The 13,942-nt window shown below is 72.8% G+C and carries 13 protein-coding genes; 8 read left to right on the plus strand and 5 right to left on the minus strand.

Annotated features, from left to right (window positions below):
- Positions 1 to 21: 21 nt before the first annotated feature.
- The 4 genes from HTZ77_RS12725 to HTZ77_RS12740 are packed head-to-tail and all read left to right on the plus strand — an operon-like array spanning position 22 to position 2,705.
- Positions 22 to 684, plus strand: coding sequence for a Crp/Fnr family transcriptional regulator (locus HTZ77_RS12725; protein WP_175589765.1), 663 nt, complete (start codon positions 22 to 24; stop codon positions 682 to 684).
- Positions 674 to 2,134, plus strand: a complete 1,461-nt coding sequence (locus HTZ77_RS12730) for an MFS transporter (protein WP_328808558.1) — start codon at positions 674 to 676, stop codon at positions 2,132 to 2,134. Before HTZ77_RS12725 ends, HTZ77_RS12730 begins: the two co-directional genes overlap by 11 nt.
- A gap of 29 nt (positions 2,135 to 2,163) precedes the next feature.
- A complete protein-coding gene (locus HTZ77_RS12735) occupies positions 2,164 to 2,388 on the plus strand; it encodes a hypothetical protein (RefSeq protein WP_205302596.1) in 225 nt (74 codons plus the stop codon).
- Positions 2,385 to 2,705: a type II toxin-antitoxin system PemK/MazF family toxin gene (locus tag HTZ77_RS12740; protein WP_175589766.1), complete on the plus strand. Its 321-nt coding sequence runs from the start codon at positions 2,385 to 2,387 to the stop codon at positions 2,703 to 2,705. Before HTZ77_RS12735 ends, HTZ77_RS12740 begins: the two co-directional genes overlap by 4 nt.
- On the opposite strand, the gene HTZ77_RS12745 is transcribed toward HTZ77_RS12740, so the two are convergent.
- Positions 2,698 to 3,447: a methylenetetrahydrofolate reductase gene (locus tag HTZ77_RS12745; protein WP_175589767.1), complete on the minus strand. Its 750-nt coding sequence runs from the start codon at positions 3,445 to 3,447 to the stop codon at positions 2,698 to 2,700. The two genes, HTZ77_RS12740 and HTZ77_RS12745, sit on opposite strands and share 8 nt — an antisense overlap.
- 9 nt (positions 3,448 to 3,456) lie before the next feature.
- Positions 3,457 to 4,110, minus strand: coding sequence for a TetR/AcrR family transcriptional regulator (locus HTZ77_RS12750; protein ID WP_235994680.1), 654 nt, complete (start codon positions 4,108 to 4,110; stop codon positions 3,457 to 3,459).
- A gap of 68 nt (positions 4,111 to 4,178) precedes the next feature.
- On the opposite strand from HTZ77_RS12750, the gene HTZ77_RS12755 reads away from it, so the two are divergent.
- Positions 4,179 to 5,618 carry an MFS transporter gene (locus tag HTZ77_RS12755; protein WP_328808559.1) on the plus strand — a complete coding sequence of 480 codons (1,440 nt, stop codon included), beginning with the start codon at positions 4,179 to 4,181 and terminating at the stop codon, positions 5,616 to 5,618.
- Here the strand turns inward: HTZ77_RS12755 and HTZ77_RS12760 are convergent.
- Together HTZ77_RS12760 and HTZ77_RS12765 are read right to left on the minus strand one after the other, a co-directional pair.
- Positions 5,573 to 7,459: an ABC transporter ATP-binding protein gene (locus HTZ77_RS12760; RefSeq protein WP_175589769.1), complete on the minus strand. Its 1,887-nt coding sequence runs from the start codon at positions 7,457 to 7,459 to the stop codon at positions 5,573 to 5,575. The two genes, HTZ77_RS12755 and HTZ77_RS12760, sit on opposite strands and share 46 nt — an antisense overlap.
- A gap of 46 nt (positions 7,460 to 7,505) precedes the next feature.
- On the minus strand, positions 7,506 to 9,509 hold the full coding sequence (locus tag HTZ77_RS12765) for a PhoX family protein (RefSeq protein WP_175590245.1): 2,004 nt from the start codon (positions 9,507 to 9,509) through the stop codon (positions 7,506 to 7,508).
- Positions 9,510 to 9,723: 214 nt separating this feature from the next.
- Between HTZ77_RS12765 and HTZ77_RS12770 the strand changes: the two genes are divergently transcribed.
- Complete coding sequence (locus tag HTZ77_RS12770; protein WP_328808560.1) at positions 9,724 to 10,164, plus strand: sterol carrier family protein; 441 nt, start codon at positions 9,724 to 9,726, stop codon at positions 10,162 to 10,164.
- 15 nt (positions 10,165 to 10,179) lie between these two features.
- Here the strand turns inward: HTZ77_RS12770 and HTZ77_RS12775 are convergent, their stop codons facing one another.
- The gene (locus tag HTZ77_RS12775) at positions 10,180 to 11,232 is read right to left on the minus strand and encodes a DUF4190 domain-containing protein (protein ID WP_175589771.1); all 1,053 of its coding nucleotides are present in this window, start codon (positions 11,230 to 11,232) and stop codon (positions 10,180 to 10,182) included.
- A gap of 197 nt (positions 11,233 to 11,429) precedes the next feature.
- Between HTZ77_RS12775 and purF the strand changes: the two genes are divergently transcribed.
- Together purF and purM are read left to right on the plus strand one after the other, a co-directional pair.
- Positions 11,430 to 12,866, plus strand: coding sequence for an amidophosphoribosyltransferase (gene purF, locus HTZ77_RS12780; RefSeq protein ID WP_175589772.1), 1,437 nt, complete (start codon positions 11,430 to 11,432; stop codon positions 12,864 to 12,866).
- The gene (purM, locus tag HTZ77_RS12785) at positions 12,863 to 13,888 is read left to right on the plus strand and encodes a phosphoribosylformylglycinamidine cyclo-ligase (protein WP_175589773.1); all 1,026 of its coding nucleotides are present in this window, start codon (positions 12,863 to 12,865) and stop codon (positions 13,886 to 13,888) included. Before purF ends, purM begins: the two co-directional genes overlap by 4 nt.
- The last annotated feature ends 54 nt before the right edge of the window (positions 13,889 to 13,942 follow it).

Below are 13,942 nucleotides of genomic sequence, written 5' to 3' on the forward strand. Positions count from 1 at the left end.
TTCGCGGACATAATCGGGCGCATGAACCCTGAGCCCGGCGAGTTCCTCTCCATGCTCACCCCCGACGAGGTCGCGGCCCTGCGCGCCGCCGGCCGGCCACGGCGGTGGGAGCGCGGGTCCACCGTGATGTCCGAGGGCGACACGTCCGACTGGGTGCTCGTGCTGACCGAGGGCCGGGTCAAGGTGTCCTCGCACACCAGCAGCGGCACCGAGGTGGTGCTGGCCGTACGCGGGCCGGGGGCCCTGCTCGGCGAGATGTGCGCCATCGACGGCTCGCCCCGCTCGGCGACCGTGACGACGCTGGAGCCGATCGCCGGCATCGTGATCCGCGACTTCCCCGCGTTCCTCCAGACCCATGGGCGGGTGGCGGTGCTGCTCATGCGGCTGATCACCGGACGGCTGCGCGACGCCGACCGCAAGCGCGTCGAGTACGGCGCGTTCGACACCACCGGACGCGTGGCGACGCGGCTGCTGGAGCTGGCCGACCGCTACGGCGAGAAGACCAACGGCGGGGTGCGGGTGGCGCTGCCGCTCTCCCAGGACGAGCTGGCCGGCTGGACCGGCGCCTCCCGCGAGGCGGTGAGCAAGGCGTTACGCACCCTGCGCGACCGGGGCCTGATCGAGACGGGCCGGCGGCGGGTGGTGATCCACGACCTGGAGGGGCTGCGCAAGCGTGCGCGCTGAGGAGCTCGGCTCCCGCGGCTCGACGGCCGAGTACTCCTCCCGGATGCGCTACGCCTGGCGGGTGTGCTCGGTCACGAGCCTCGGCCTGGTGCTGATCGGGATCGCCGGGAGCACGCTCAACGTGGCGCTGCCCTCGGTGGTGCGGCACTTCCGGGCGGGGCCGTTCGAGTCGGGCTGGATCCTGCTGTCGTTCCTGCTGGTCAACACGGCCACCCTGGTGTTCTTCGGCCGGGTGGCCGACCTGGTGGGACGGCGCGAGGTGTACCTGGCGGGCTTCGCCCTGTTCACCGCCGCCTCGCTGCTGGCCGGGTTCGCCCCCGGGGTGTGGTTCCTGGTCGCGATGCGCGTGGTGCAGGCCGTCGGGGCGGCGATGATCCTGGCCAACGGCACCGTCATCATCACCGACGCGTTCCCGCCGGACCGGCTCAGCCAGGGCATGGGCGTCTACATCGGCACCCTGTCGGTGGCCCAGCTCGCCGGGCCCACGCTGGGCGGTCTGATCGCCGAGACGGCCGGCTGGCAGTGGATCTTCTGGGTCAACGTGCCGGCCGGGATCGTGGCGCTGGCCTGGGGCGCCATGACGCTGCGCCGCATGCCCCGCGGGCCGCGGCAGCCGGTGGACGCGCTGGGCAACGCGCTGGTGTTCGCCGCGCTGTCGGCCCTGCTGCTGGCCCTGTCGGAGGCGGGCTCGGCCGGCCTGACCGCCCCGGTGGTGATCGCCGGCGCGGCGGTGTTCGCGGTGCTGGCGCCGGTGATCGTGCTGGTGGAGCGGCGGGCCGCGCATCCGGTCCTGGACCCGCGGCTGTTCGGCGGGCGGCTGCTGGCCTGCGCCAACCTCGCGTCGTTCTGCAACGCGATGGCGCGGGCGTCGCTCATCCTGCTGGCGGCGCTGTACTTCCAGGCGGCCCGGGGCGTGGACGCCTTCACGGCCGGGCTCGGCGTGCTGCCGGTGCCGGTGGGCATGGCTCTGGCCTCGCCGGTCACGGGCGCGCTCGGGCGGCGGGTCTCGCCGTACGCGCTGGCCGTGGGCGGGGCGCTGATGAGCGCGGCGGGGCTGGCGGCGCTCGCGCTGACGGCGGGGGCCGGCACGCCGTACTGGGCGATCGGCGTGGGGCTGTTCGTGGCCGGGTGCGGGAGCGGCGCGTTCCTGACCGGCAACACCACGCACGTGATGCAGGCGCTGCCGGGCGGGAGCCTGGGGGTGGTCAACGGGTTCCGGCTCATGGTCATGAACGTGGGTGTCGTGCTCAGCGTGGGGCTGGCGCTGAGCGTGCTGGCCGCGTCCGTGGGGCCGTCGCTGGGGGCCCAGGTGTACGCGGGGACGCTGTCGGAGCTGTCGCCCGTGGGGGTGGAGCGGCTGATGGACGGGTTCGCGCGGGCGTACACGGTGCTGTGCGGCGTCGCCCTCCTCGGCGCCGCCCTGTCCGCCCTCGCCCGCTCCCGCGACTGATGTGTTACAAAGTGTGTTACATTCGGGTCATGGGAACGCTCAACGTCCGCACCGATGAGGCGATGGAGACCGCCCTGCGCGCGCTGGCGGGAGAGACGCGCAGCCGATCGGAGGCCGTCCGCTACGCCCTCCTTCGCACCTACAAGGAGATGCTGCTCGAACAGGCCGCGGCCGATGCGGAACGACTGCGGAACGACCCGGACGACCAGGCGGAGATGCTGGCGATCCAGCGCTTCATGGGCGTGGCGGAGTGATCTTCCGGGGCGCGATATACGAGATCAAGGCGCTCCCGGCAACTCGCGACCATGAGCGGCAGGGCCGCCGCTACGCCGTGATCATTGAGTCCGACCGCTTCACCACGAGCACGGTGACGGTGGCCCTGACCTCGTCGAGCGCGGGACCTGCCGTCTACCGCCCCGAGATCGAATTCGACGGCACGAAGTCCCGCGTTCTCACTGACCAGATCTACTCCGTGCCCCCCTCGCGTCTGGGCGACTTCAAGGGCGCACTGGAAGCACACGAGGCTGCGGACCTGGACCGGGCGTTGATGCTGAAGCTCGGCCTCATCTGAGGACGCCGGACAGGCGCGCCTCCACGTCGCGGTAGCGGCTCACCGGGATCAGATGGACGCCGTCGAACGCCCCGGAGTCGCGGATGGCCAGCACCCGCTCGCAGGCCGCCTCCACGCCCGCCATCCGGTCGGCCGCCACCCGGCGCACCAGGTCGTCCGGGATCGCGATGTCGGGGATCGCCGCCGAGAGGGCGTGCGCGTGGCGCTCGCTGGCGATCACGATGACGCCCGCGTACACCGGCGCCTCCACCTGGTTGGCCTCGCGCCAGCGCAGCAGCGCCTCCATCGAGAACCCGGCCTGGACGAACAGGAAGTCGGCCGCCCGCTTCCACGCGGGCAGGGGGCGCAGACCGGCCGCCGCGCCGACCTGGACGCCCGGTGAGAACTCCCTGGCCTCCTCGATCATCGAGCGCACCGTCAGGTCGCTGGTGCGGTTGCCGCTCGCCGGCTTGTCGCCGTAGACGAACAGGAAGCGCTCGACGCCGTAGGCGGCGGCCGTCAGCAGGTCGCGCCGGAACCCGAGCAGGTTGCGGTCGCGGGAGTTGAGGCAGGCGATGCTGCGCCCGCCCATCGCCTGCACCTCGTGCGCCACGGCCACGCTCGACACGGTCGCCCGGCCGATGTGGTTGTCGGGGATGAGGAAGGTGTCGGCGACGGTGCTCAGCGTGCCGATCTGGTGACGCACGCGCTTCAGGTCGGGCTTGGTCGGCGGCTCGATCTCGCACACGAGCTGGAAGGTCATGATCAGACCCTAACGGCGGGCGGCCAGGGATTCGATGCCGCTGAGGATGAGGTCCACGCCGAAGACGTCGTACGTCTCGCGGGAGATGCCGCCGACCATGGGCGCCGCCATCTCCACCAGGTACGGGTAGCGGTCGGCGGGCAGCGACTGGAGGCCGACCCGCTTGCGCCGGACGATCTCGGCCGCCTCCTCCTGCGTGTACCGCGCGGAGTAGTGGACGGGCGCGTCGGCGATGGCGATGGCGCTCTGCAGGATGTACTTGGAGATCAGGCAGCTCTGCTCCGTGTCGAAGCCCGCCTGCCGGGCCAGGCCGAGGGCCTGGTTCCAGACGGCGAGGAAGCTCGGCACCGCGACCTGGTCGACCTGCTCCAGCACGCTCTTGGCGCACGGGTGGGTGCGCAGCAGCCCGACCAGTCCCTCGATGAGGTCGCGCATGCTCTCGCGCCACGGCCGGTCGTCGTCGGGCTCGGGCGCGAACCCGGCGATGAGGTGGTCGGCCAGGCCGATCACGAGCTGTTCCTTGTTCTTGAAGTGCCAGTACAGGGCCATCGGCGTGACGCCGAGGTCGGTGGCCAGGCGGCGGATCGTCACGGCGTCGAGCCCCTCGGTGTCGCCGATCTCCAGGGCCCGCTCGACGATCGCGGTCGCGCTCAGTTTTCCCATCACGGTTGACAACTATACGCCGTACAAGTTAGCTATACGACGTACAAGTACGGCGTATAGGAGTTCCCGTGGACCGGAAGAAGTGGTGGGCGCTCGGAGCGGTGACGCTCGGCACCTTCATGACCTATCTCGACAACAACATCGGCAACGTGGCGCTGCCGACGATCCAGCGGGAGCTGGGGCTGACGATCTCCGGGCTGGAGTGGATCGTGAGCGGCTACATCCTGGTGTTCGCCGGGCTCATGCTGGTCGGCGGCCGGCTCGCCGACGTGATCGGCCCTCGGCGGACGTTCCTGGCCGGCCTCGCCGTCTTCACGCTGTCGTCGCTGGCCGCGGGCCTGGCCACCGGGCAGGCCGCGCTCATCGCGGCCCGCGCGCTCCAGGGCGTCGGCGCCGCGCTGCTGACCCCGACCACGCTCTCGCTGATCGGCCAGATCTTCCCCGACCCCGGCGAGCGGGGCCGGGCCGTGGGCATCTGGAGCGCGACCGGCTCGCTGTCGATGGCGCTCGGGCCGCTGGCCGGCGGGTTCATCAGCGAGCGGCTGCACTGGGGCTGGATCTACCTCATCAACGTGCCGATCGGCGCGGTGACCTTCGGGCTCGCGCTGTGGGCGGTGCGTCCCGCCTTCACCCGAGTGCGGCGCAGCCTGGACGTCCCCGGCCTGGCCACCTCCGCCATCGCCCTGGTCGCGCTGACGTACGCGCTCATCGAGGGCGAGGGCGCCGGCTGGACCTCCCCCGAGATCCTCGGCGCGCTCGCGGTGGCGGTGGCCGCCGCCGTGGCGTTCGTGCTGGCGGAGACGCGGGCCGCCGAGCCGATGATCGACCTGTCGGTCTTCCGGTCGCGGGTGTTCTCCGGCGGCGCGCTGACCAGCGGCCTGTGGTCGTTCGGCGTGTTCGGCGTCTACTTCTTCAGCGCCCTGTGGCTGCAGAACACGCTGGGCTTCTCCCCCATCGAGGCGGGCGCCGCGTTCGTGCCGATGGCCCTGGTCATGGCGGTCGTCGCGATGCTGTCGCAGCGGATCAGCGCGGCGATCGGCATCGCCCGCACCGTGGCCGCCGGCATCGCGCTCATGGGCGTCGCGCTCTACCTGATGTCGGGTGTCGGCGCCGACGGCGGCTACGGCGACGTGCTGCCCTGGTTCGTGCTGTACGGCGTCGGCGCCGGCATGCTGGTCCCGCTGACCGCCGCCGTGGTCGGCGCGATGCCCGCGGGCCGCTCGGGCGTCGCCTCCGGCGTGCTGAACGTCTCCCGTCAGGTGTTCGGGCTGCTCGGCATCACGGTCCTCGGCGCGCTCCTGAACGCCCACCGGGGCGGCAGCGCGGACCCGGCCGCCTTCGTGGACGCCTACCGGTTCACGCTGGTCGTCGCCGCGACCATCGTGCTGGTGGGCGTCCCGGTCAGCCTGTACGCGCTGCGCTCCCGGCGGGCGTCCGACGCCCCGGAGGGCGGCCCGGCCGCTCAGGCGGCCCCGGCCACCCCGGTTACCGCCGGCTCGGCGAACTGAGTGCGGTACAGCTCCTCGTAGCGGCCGCCCGCGGCGAGGAGCTCGGGGTGGGTGCCCCGCTCGACGACCTGCCCGTCCTCGATCACCAGGATCTGGTCGGCCGCGCGGACCGTGGACAGCCGGTGCGCGATCACCACCGCGGTACGGCCGGCCAGCGCCTCGCCCAGCGCCTCCTGGACGGCCGCCTCGGAGGTGGAGTCGAGCGCGGCCGTGGCCTCGTCCAGGATCACCACCCGGGGCCGGGCGAGCAGCAGGCGGGCGATGGTCAGCCGCTGCCGCTCGCCGCCCGACAGCCGGTAGCCACGCTCGCCCACCACGGTGTCGAGCCCGTCGGGCAGCGACTCGACCAGCGCCCCGAGCCTGGCGCGGCGCAACGCGTCCCAGACCTCCTCCTCCGTCGCCTCCGGCCGGGCGAACAGCAGGTTGGCCCGGATCGTGTCGTGGAACAGGTGACCGTCCTGGGTGACCATGCCGAGCGTCTCGCGGATCGAGGCGGCGCTCAGGTCGCGCACGTCCACCCCGGCCAGCCGGACGGCGCCCTCGTCCACGTCGTACAGGCGGGGCAGGAGCTGCGCGATCGTGGACTTGCCCGCGCCGGACGAGCCGACCAGGGCGACCATCTGGCCGGGCTCGGCCCGGAACGAGACGCCGTGCAGCACCTCGACCCCGCCGCGGTTGTCGAGGGCGGCGACCTCCTCCAGCGAGGCGAGCGACACCTTGTCGGCCGAGGGGTAGGCGAAGCGCACGTCGTCGAACTCCACCGAGACCGGCCCCTCCGGCACGGCCACCGCGCCGGGCCGCTCCTTGATCAGCGGCTCCAGGTCCAGCACCTCGAAGACCCGCTCGAAACTCACCAGCGCGCTCATCACGTCCACGCGGGCGCTGGCCAGCGCCGTCAGCGGGGCGTACAGGCGGGTGAGCAGCAGCGCCAGCGCCACCACCGAGCCCGCGTCGAGCTGGTGGCGCAGCGCGTAGAAGCCGCCCAGGCCGTACACGAGGGCCAGGGCGAGCGCGGAGACCAGGGTCAGCGCGGTCACGAACACCGACTGCGCCATCGCGGTGCGGACGCCGATGTCGCGCACCCGCCGGGCCCGCGCGGCGAACTCCTCCGACTCGCGGACCGGCCGGCCGAACAGCTTGACCAGGGTCGCGCCCGGCGCGGAGAACCGCTCGGTCATCTGCGTGCCCATCGCGGCGTTGTGGTCGGCCGCCTCGCGCCGCATCCGGGCCAGCCGGACGCCGACCCGCCGCGCCGGCAGCACGAACGCCGGGAGCAGCAGCAGGGCCAGCAGCGTGATCTGCCACGAGATGCCGACCATCACGGTGAGCGACAGCACGAGCGTCACGACGTTGCCCGCGACGCTGGACAGCGTGTCGGTGAACGCCCGCTGCGCGCCGATCACGTCGTTGTTGAGGCGGCTGACCAGCGCACCGGTACGGGTCCTGGTGAAGAACGCGATCGGCATGCGCTGCACGTGGTCGAAGACGGCCGTGCGCAGGTCGAGGATCAGCCCCTCGCCCAGGCCGGACGACAGCCACCGGTTCACCAGTCCGAGGCCCGCCTCGGCGACGGCCAGGCCGCCGATCAGCGCGGCCAGGCCCACCACGACGCCGAGCGGCTCACCCTTGCCGATCGCGTCCAGCACCCGGCCGGCGAGCACGGGAGGCGCGACCGCCAGCGCCGCCATCACGATGCTGAGCCCGAGGAACAGCGTGATCCTGCGGCGGTGGGGCCGGGCGAAGCCCCAGACACGGCGGAGCGTCGCCCGGGAGATCGGGCGACGCTCCTTCTGGTTGCCCATCGAGTAGAGCTGCTGCCATGCGATCACTTCCATGCTCATGCATGGAAGCGTAGGACCTCAAGTTAACTTGAGGGCAACAGCTTTTTCAGGCGCCGATCTTCTTGCCCTGGGTGTGCCAGGTGACCGCGACCGACGGCCGGGGCTGGCCGCCCTCGCCGTCGGGCCAGTGGCTGACCGGGCTGTCGGGGGTGGCGCCGTCCACCTCGCCCGGGTGCTGCACCGCGACGAAGACGCTGCGCTGGTCCGAGGTGACCATGGGGCCGCAGGTCTCGGCGCCGATCGGCACCGTGAGGAACTGGCGCACGTGCCCGCGCTCCCTGCCCCGCACCGGCGTCACGAACAGGCCGTCGTTCGTGCCGAGCGCGTTGCCGTCGGTGGCGATCCACAGGTTGCCGTCGCGGTCGAAGGCCACGTTGTCGGGGCAGGAGATCGGCGAGACCTTGGTCTTGTCGTAGCCGGCGAAGTAGGTGGCGGGGTCGTTCGGGTCGCCGCAGACCAGCGCCAGCGACCAGGCGAACACGGTCGAGGCGGCGTCGTCGCGCCGCTCCACCAGCTCCAGGACGTGGCCGTGCTTGTTCGACGGGCGCGGGTTGGCCTCGTCCACCTGCGCCGGGGCGCGGTTGGAGTTGTTGGTCAGCGCGATGTAGACGGCGCCGTTGACCGGGTTGCGCTCCACGTCCTCCGGACGGTCCATCTTCGTGGCGCCCACCTTGTCGGCGGCGGCGCGGGTGTAGACCAGCACCTCGGCGGCGGTCATGCCGTCCACGAACGACTTGTCGCCCGAGACCAGCGGGATCCACTCGCCCGACCCGTCGAACGCGCCGTCCGACGGCAGCTTGCCGGAGCCGTCGATCTCGGCCGCCGGGCTGTCACCGGTGAACTTGGCCACGTACAGCGTGCCCTCGTCCAGCAGCTTGCGGTTGTGCCGGTCGAAGCCGTGGATGTAGCGGTCCTTGGAGACGAACTTGTAGACGTACTCGAAGCGCGAGTCGTCGCCCATGTAGACGACGACCCGGCCGTCGCGGGCCAGCGTCGTGTTGGCGGCCTCGTGCTTGAAGCGGCCGAGCGCGGTCCGCTTGACCGGCTCCGCGTCCGGGTCGAACGGGTCGATCTCCACGACCCAGCCGAACCTGTTGACCTCGTTCGGGTGCTTGGCCAGGTCGAAGCGCTCCTCCACGCGGTCGAAGCGCCGGTTGCCGGAGGCGATGCCGGACGGGATCGTGTAGCGGGAGATGTACGGCTTCTGGGCGGCGGGCACCTTGTCGCCGTTGATGAAGTACTGGTCGAAGTTCTCCTCGGCGGTCAGCACCGTGCCCCAGGGGGTGGTGCCGCCGGAGCAGTTGTTGAGCATGCCGACCGGCTTGACCCCGGCCGGGTCGCCGACCGTCTTCAGCAGGTCGCTGCCCGCGGCCGGGCCGGTGAAGCGCATCGGCGTGAGCGCCGTGATCCGGCGGTTGTAGCGCCTGCGGCCCCTCGTCACCAGCTTCCACTGGCCGGTGCCGCGCACCCGCTCCACCTCGACCACCGAGCCGCCGTGGGCGGCCAGCGCGATCCGGATCTGCTCCTCGGGGGCCGCGGTGCCGTCCTTGTAGCCGCGGAACATCAGGGCCTCGTTGGTGTACTCGTGGTTCACCCACAGCAGCGCCCGGTCGCGGCCCATCGGGAACATCGTCACGTAGTCGCAGTTGTAGCCGAACTGCTTGGCCTGCGCCTCGGCACTCTGGTTGTCGAAGTCGAAGGCGGGGGCATCGGGCAGCACCGGGTCGCCCCAGCGCGCCACCACGGCCGAGGTGTAGCCGTCGGGCACGCGCAGCGCGTCGTCCTTGTTCGGGGGCACGGGGCTGAAACGCAGGTCGCCGCCACCGCTGTACAGGGCCGCGTCCTCCGCGACGGCCTCGGGGGTCGGCTCGGCCAGCGCGGGCACGGCGCCCGCCACGCCGGCGCCCACGACCAGCGCGCCGAGGGCGCCGGTGCGCAGCACGCCCCGCCGGGTCAGCGCCTCGGCCACGACGTCGCCGAAGTAGGCGTTGCCACTCGCGTTGCCCACCTCGTGCGCGCACGCGTTGCCGCAGCGGAACTGGCAGGTCATCGCCGAACGGCCGGACTTGTGCGGGCTGGTGAGCAGCGGAAGGTGCCGGTTCGCCACGGGTACTCCAAAGGTGTGCACGGTAGTTCGGCCTGGACGCTACGGCTGGTGTCGGAACCAGAGGTGAACGGGAACCTCCGGGACGATGAACGCTCCCGGGGAGCAAACGGGCACCCGGCGGGGCTCATCCCACCGCCGGACGGAGCAGAATGGGCGGGTGCCACCACGCAGACCGGACCCCGAGAAGCTGAGGGCCGCGCTCGACGCCCAGCTCGTCGCCCTCGACCAGCCCGCGTACGACGGCCCCGCCGCCGCGCTGCCCGGCGCGCTGGTCGAGGCCGTGCTGACCGCCTACGACCGGGGCCTGGAGCCCGAGCGCGACGCCGCCCGGCAGGCCGTGCGCCACCTGCTCGACCGGCTCGCCACGACCGCGCCCGGCCGCACGGTCGAGGTGCGGGTCCCGCCGTACGCGGCGGCGCAGGTCATCGAGGGGCCCCGGCACACCCGCGGCACCCCGCCGAACGTCGTGGAGATGAGCCCACGCACCTGGATCGAGCTGGCCGTCGGCCGCCGGGGCTGGGGCGAGGCCGTGGCCGAGGGCGCCGTCGCGGCGAGCGGGGCACGGGCGGACCTGTCCGCGCACCTGCCCCTCGCCTGAACACCCCGCAGATCGTTACCGGGGACGGTCGATCCAGGGGAACCTGCTCCGGAAGCACTGGTCGGCGAGCTGCCCGGGCAGCCGGCCGCAGTCCTGCACCACGCTCCAGAACCACATGGCCACGATCGTGAACAGGATCAGCGCGAGGACGCTGATCACGATCCCGGCCAGGGCGCGGCCCTTGCCCACGCCCCTGCTGAGCGCGACCCCGCCGAACACGATCGACAGGATCGCGGTCAGCACGCCGGCGAAGCAGACGAACACGAGGAACGGGCTGGCCACGCCCAGCACCAGCGACGCCGTGGCGAGGCCGCTGCCCGGCGGGGCCTTCTGGTAGGAGGGCGGGTAGCCACCGGGCGGCGGCGGCGCGTACCCACCGGGGCCCGGCATGGGGCCGTAGGGGCCTCCCCCGGGCGGCCCGCCGTACGGGCTGGAGGGCGAGGTGCCGGGCGGGGCCGGCTCGCCGTACGAACCGGCGGCCCCGGGCGGGCCGGAGGCCGGAGTGCCCGCCGCGTACGGACCCGACGGGGCCCCGGCCGCGTACGGACCTGATGGCGCGCCTCCCGCGGCGCCGGGCGCGCCCTCAGGAGCGCCGGACGGCGGCTCGAAGCGGGACGGGGCCGACGTGCCCGGCGGCGTCGGAGGCGGCTCGGCCGTGCCCTCCCAGCCGGGATAGGCCGGGGTGCCGCCCGGCACCGGGTACGCCTGCGTCTTCTCCGCGTCCGGCTCCTCCTCGCCCGGCCGGCCGCCCTGGACCCGCGTCGGGTCCGGGACCTCCGGCGTGGTGGGCTGGTCGGGCCCCGGCGGATGCACCGGCGGCTCACCCCCGGGCTCCGGCGCCGGCGCGGGACGCGGCTCACCGCCGGGACGCGGCCTCTCGGGCTGTGGCACGACGGGAGGCACCGGGCCGAGCGGCGGCTCCGGCGTCCCCGGACCGGCCGGCGACGGGCCGCCGGCCTCGTCGGGCGCCGAGGGGCCGCCTGAGCCGAGGTAGTCGTCGCCGTCCTCCCGGCCCTCGCGCGGCTCCTGCCCCGGGCGGGGCTGGTTCGGATCCCCAGGTGTGGTCACGTCTGCGTCTCCCGACGGGTTTTGCATGCCGAACACTTCACCCTTACGCGCGCAGCAGCCCGGAAAGGGTGTGACACGGTAAAACCCCGTCCATCCTTGGGACACCATGCGTCCAAGACACCCCTGTTTCCCCGCCTGTGCCCGCGATCCGCACCCGGGTGTACGAGCAGCGAAGCGACCGACCTAAACTGAACTACGTGCTGAAAGGCGACGGCCGGCTCGGCCATGACCTGGACCCCGACGATCGAGCTCCCAAGGACGCCTGCGGCGTCTTCGGCGTGTGGGCACCAGGCGAGGAAGTGTCCAAACTCACCTACTACGGGCTGTACGCGTTGCAGCACCGCGGCCAGGAGTCCGCGGGCATCGCGGTCAGCGAGGGCAGCCGCATTCTCGTCTACAAGGACATGGGCCTGGTGGCCCAGGTCTTCGACGAGTCCGTGCTGGGCACCCTGCGCGGTCACCTGGCGATCGGCCACTGCCGCTACTCCACCACCGGCTCCAGCGTGTGGGAGAACGCGCAGCCGACGCTGAGCTCCACCGAGGTCGGCGGGCTGGCGCTGGCCCACAACGGCAACCTCATCAACACCCCTGAGCTGGCGCAGCGCCTCAACCCGGGCGTGACCAGGGCCACCACCGACACCGAGGTGCTGGCTGCGCTGCTGGCCCAGGACCGCAGCAGGTCCGTCGAGGACGCGGCCGCGGAGCTCCTGCCGCAGGTCAAGGGCGCGTACTCGCTCGTGTTCATGGACGAGACCACCCTTTACGCGGCGCGCGACCCGCAGGGCATCCGCCCGCTGGTGCTGGGCCGCCTGGAGCGCGGATGGGTGGTCGCCTCCGAGACGGCCGCCCTCGACATCGTGGGCGCCACGTTCGTCCGGGAGATCGAGCCCGGCGAGCTGCTCACGATCGACGAACAGGGCGTCAGGTCGCGCCGCTTCGCGCTGGCCGAGCCCAAGGGGTGCCTGTTCGAGTACGTCTACCTCGCCCGTCCCGACACCACGATCGCCGGCCGGGGCGTCCAGGTGACGCGGGTCGAGATCGGCCGCGTGCTCGCCCGCGAGCACCCCGTCGACGCCGACCTGGTCATCCCCACGCCCGAGTCCGGCACGCCGGCCGCCGTGGGCTACGCCGAGGCGAGCGGCATCCCGTACGGCCAGGGCCTGGTGAAGAACTCCTACGTCGGCCGCACGTTCATCCAGCCGTCGCAGACCATCCGCCAGCTCGGCATCCGCCTCAAGCTCAACCCGCTGCGCGAGGTGGTCCAGGGCAAGCGCCTGGTCGTCGTGGACGACTCGATCGTGCGCGGCAACACCCAGCGCGCGATCGTCAAGATGCTGCGCGAGGCCGGGGCCAAGGAGGTGCACGTGCGCATCTCCTCGCCGCCGGTGTCGTGGCCGTGCTTCTACGGCATCGACTTCGCCACCCGGGCCGAGCTGATCGCCGGCTCGCTCTCGGTGGAGGAGATCCGGGCCTCGCTCGGCGCCGACTCGCTCGGCTACATCTCGCTGGAGGGGCTCACCCGGGCCACCACGATCCCCGCCGAGCGGCTCTGCCGGGCCTGCTTCGACGGCTCGTACCCCATCCCCATCGACCAGGACAACGTCGGCAAGTACGTACTGGAGAGCAAGGCGTGACGAGCTACGAGGCCGCCGGTGTCGACATCGAGGCGGGCGAGCGCGCGGTCGCGCTGATGAAGGACAAGGTGGCCCGCTCGCGCCGGCCCGAGGTCGTGGACGACGCGAGCGGCTTCGCCGGGCTGTTCGACGCCTCGGCGCTGCTGAAGTACGAGCGGCCGCTGCTCGCGACCTCCACCGACGGCGTCGGCACCAAGGTCATGATCGCCCAGCGGTACGGCAAGCACGACACGATCGGGATCGACCTGGTCGGCATGGTCCTCGACGACCTGGTGGTGTGCGGGGCCGAGCCGCTGTTCATGACCGACTACATCGCCTGCGGCAAGGTGGTGCCCGAGCGTGTCGCCGAGATCGTCGGCGGCATCGCCGAGGGCTGCCGGCTGGCCGGCGCCGCGCTGGTGGGCGGCGAGACGGCCGAGCACCCGGGGGCGATGGGGCCCGACGAGTACGACCTGGCGGGCGCCGGCACGGGTGTCGTGGAGGCGTCGGCCATGCTCGGGCCCGATCGGGTGCGCGAGGGCGACGTGGTGCTGGGGCTCGCCTCCTCGGGCGTCCACTCCAACGGCTACTCGCTGGTGCGCCACGTGGTGCGCGAGGCGGGGCTGTCGCTGGAGGCGGAGCTGCCCGAGCTGGGCCGGCCGCTCGGCGAGGAGCTGCTGGAGCCGACCCGGATCTACTCCCTCGACTGCCTGGCCCTGGCCCGGACGGTGGAGGTGCACGCCTACGCGCACATCACGGGCGGCGGCGTCGAGGGCAACCTGGCGCGCTCGCTGCCCGGTCACCTCGACGCGCTGCTCGACCGGTCGTCGTGGACGCCGCCGGCGATCTTCTCGGTGCTCGCCGGGCACGGCCGCATCGAGCAGAAGGACATGGACCGGACGTTCAACCTGGGCGTCGGGATGGCCGCGATCGTCGCGCCGGAGGCCGCCGACGAGGCGGTGCGGCTGCTCACGGAGCGCGGGGTGCCGGCGTGGGTGCTCGGCGAGGTCGTTTCCGGCTCCGGCCAGGCCCGCTACCGCTGACGACCCGGGGGGCCGTGGCCGCTCGCCCGAGCGGCCCGGCATCCGGGTTCACCG

Origin of the sequence: Nonomuraea montanisoli, assembly GCF_013363975.1 — a bacterium.
Classification (GTDB): Bacteria; Actinomycetota; Actinomycetes; order Streptosporangiales; family Streptosporangiaceae; genus Nonomuraea; species Nonomuraea montanisoli.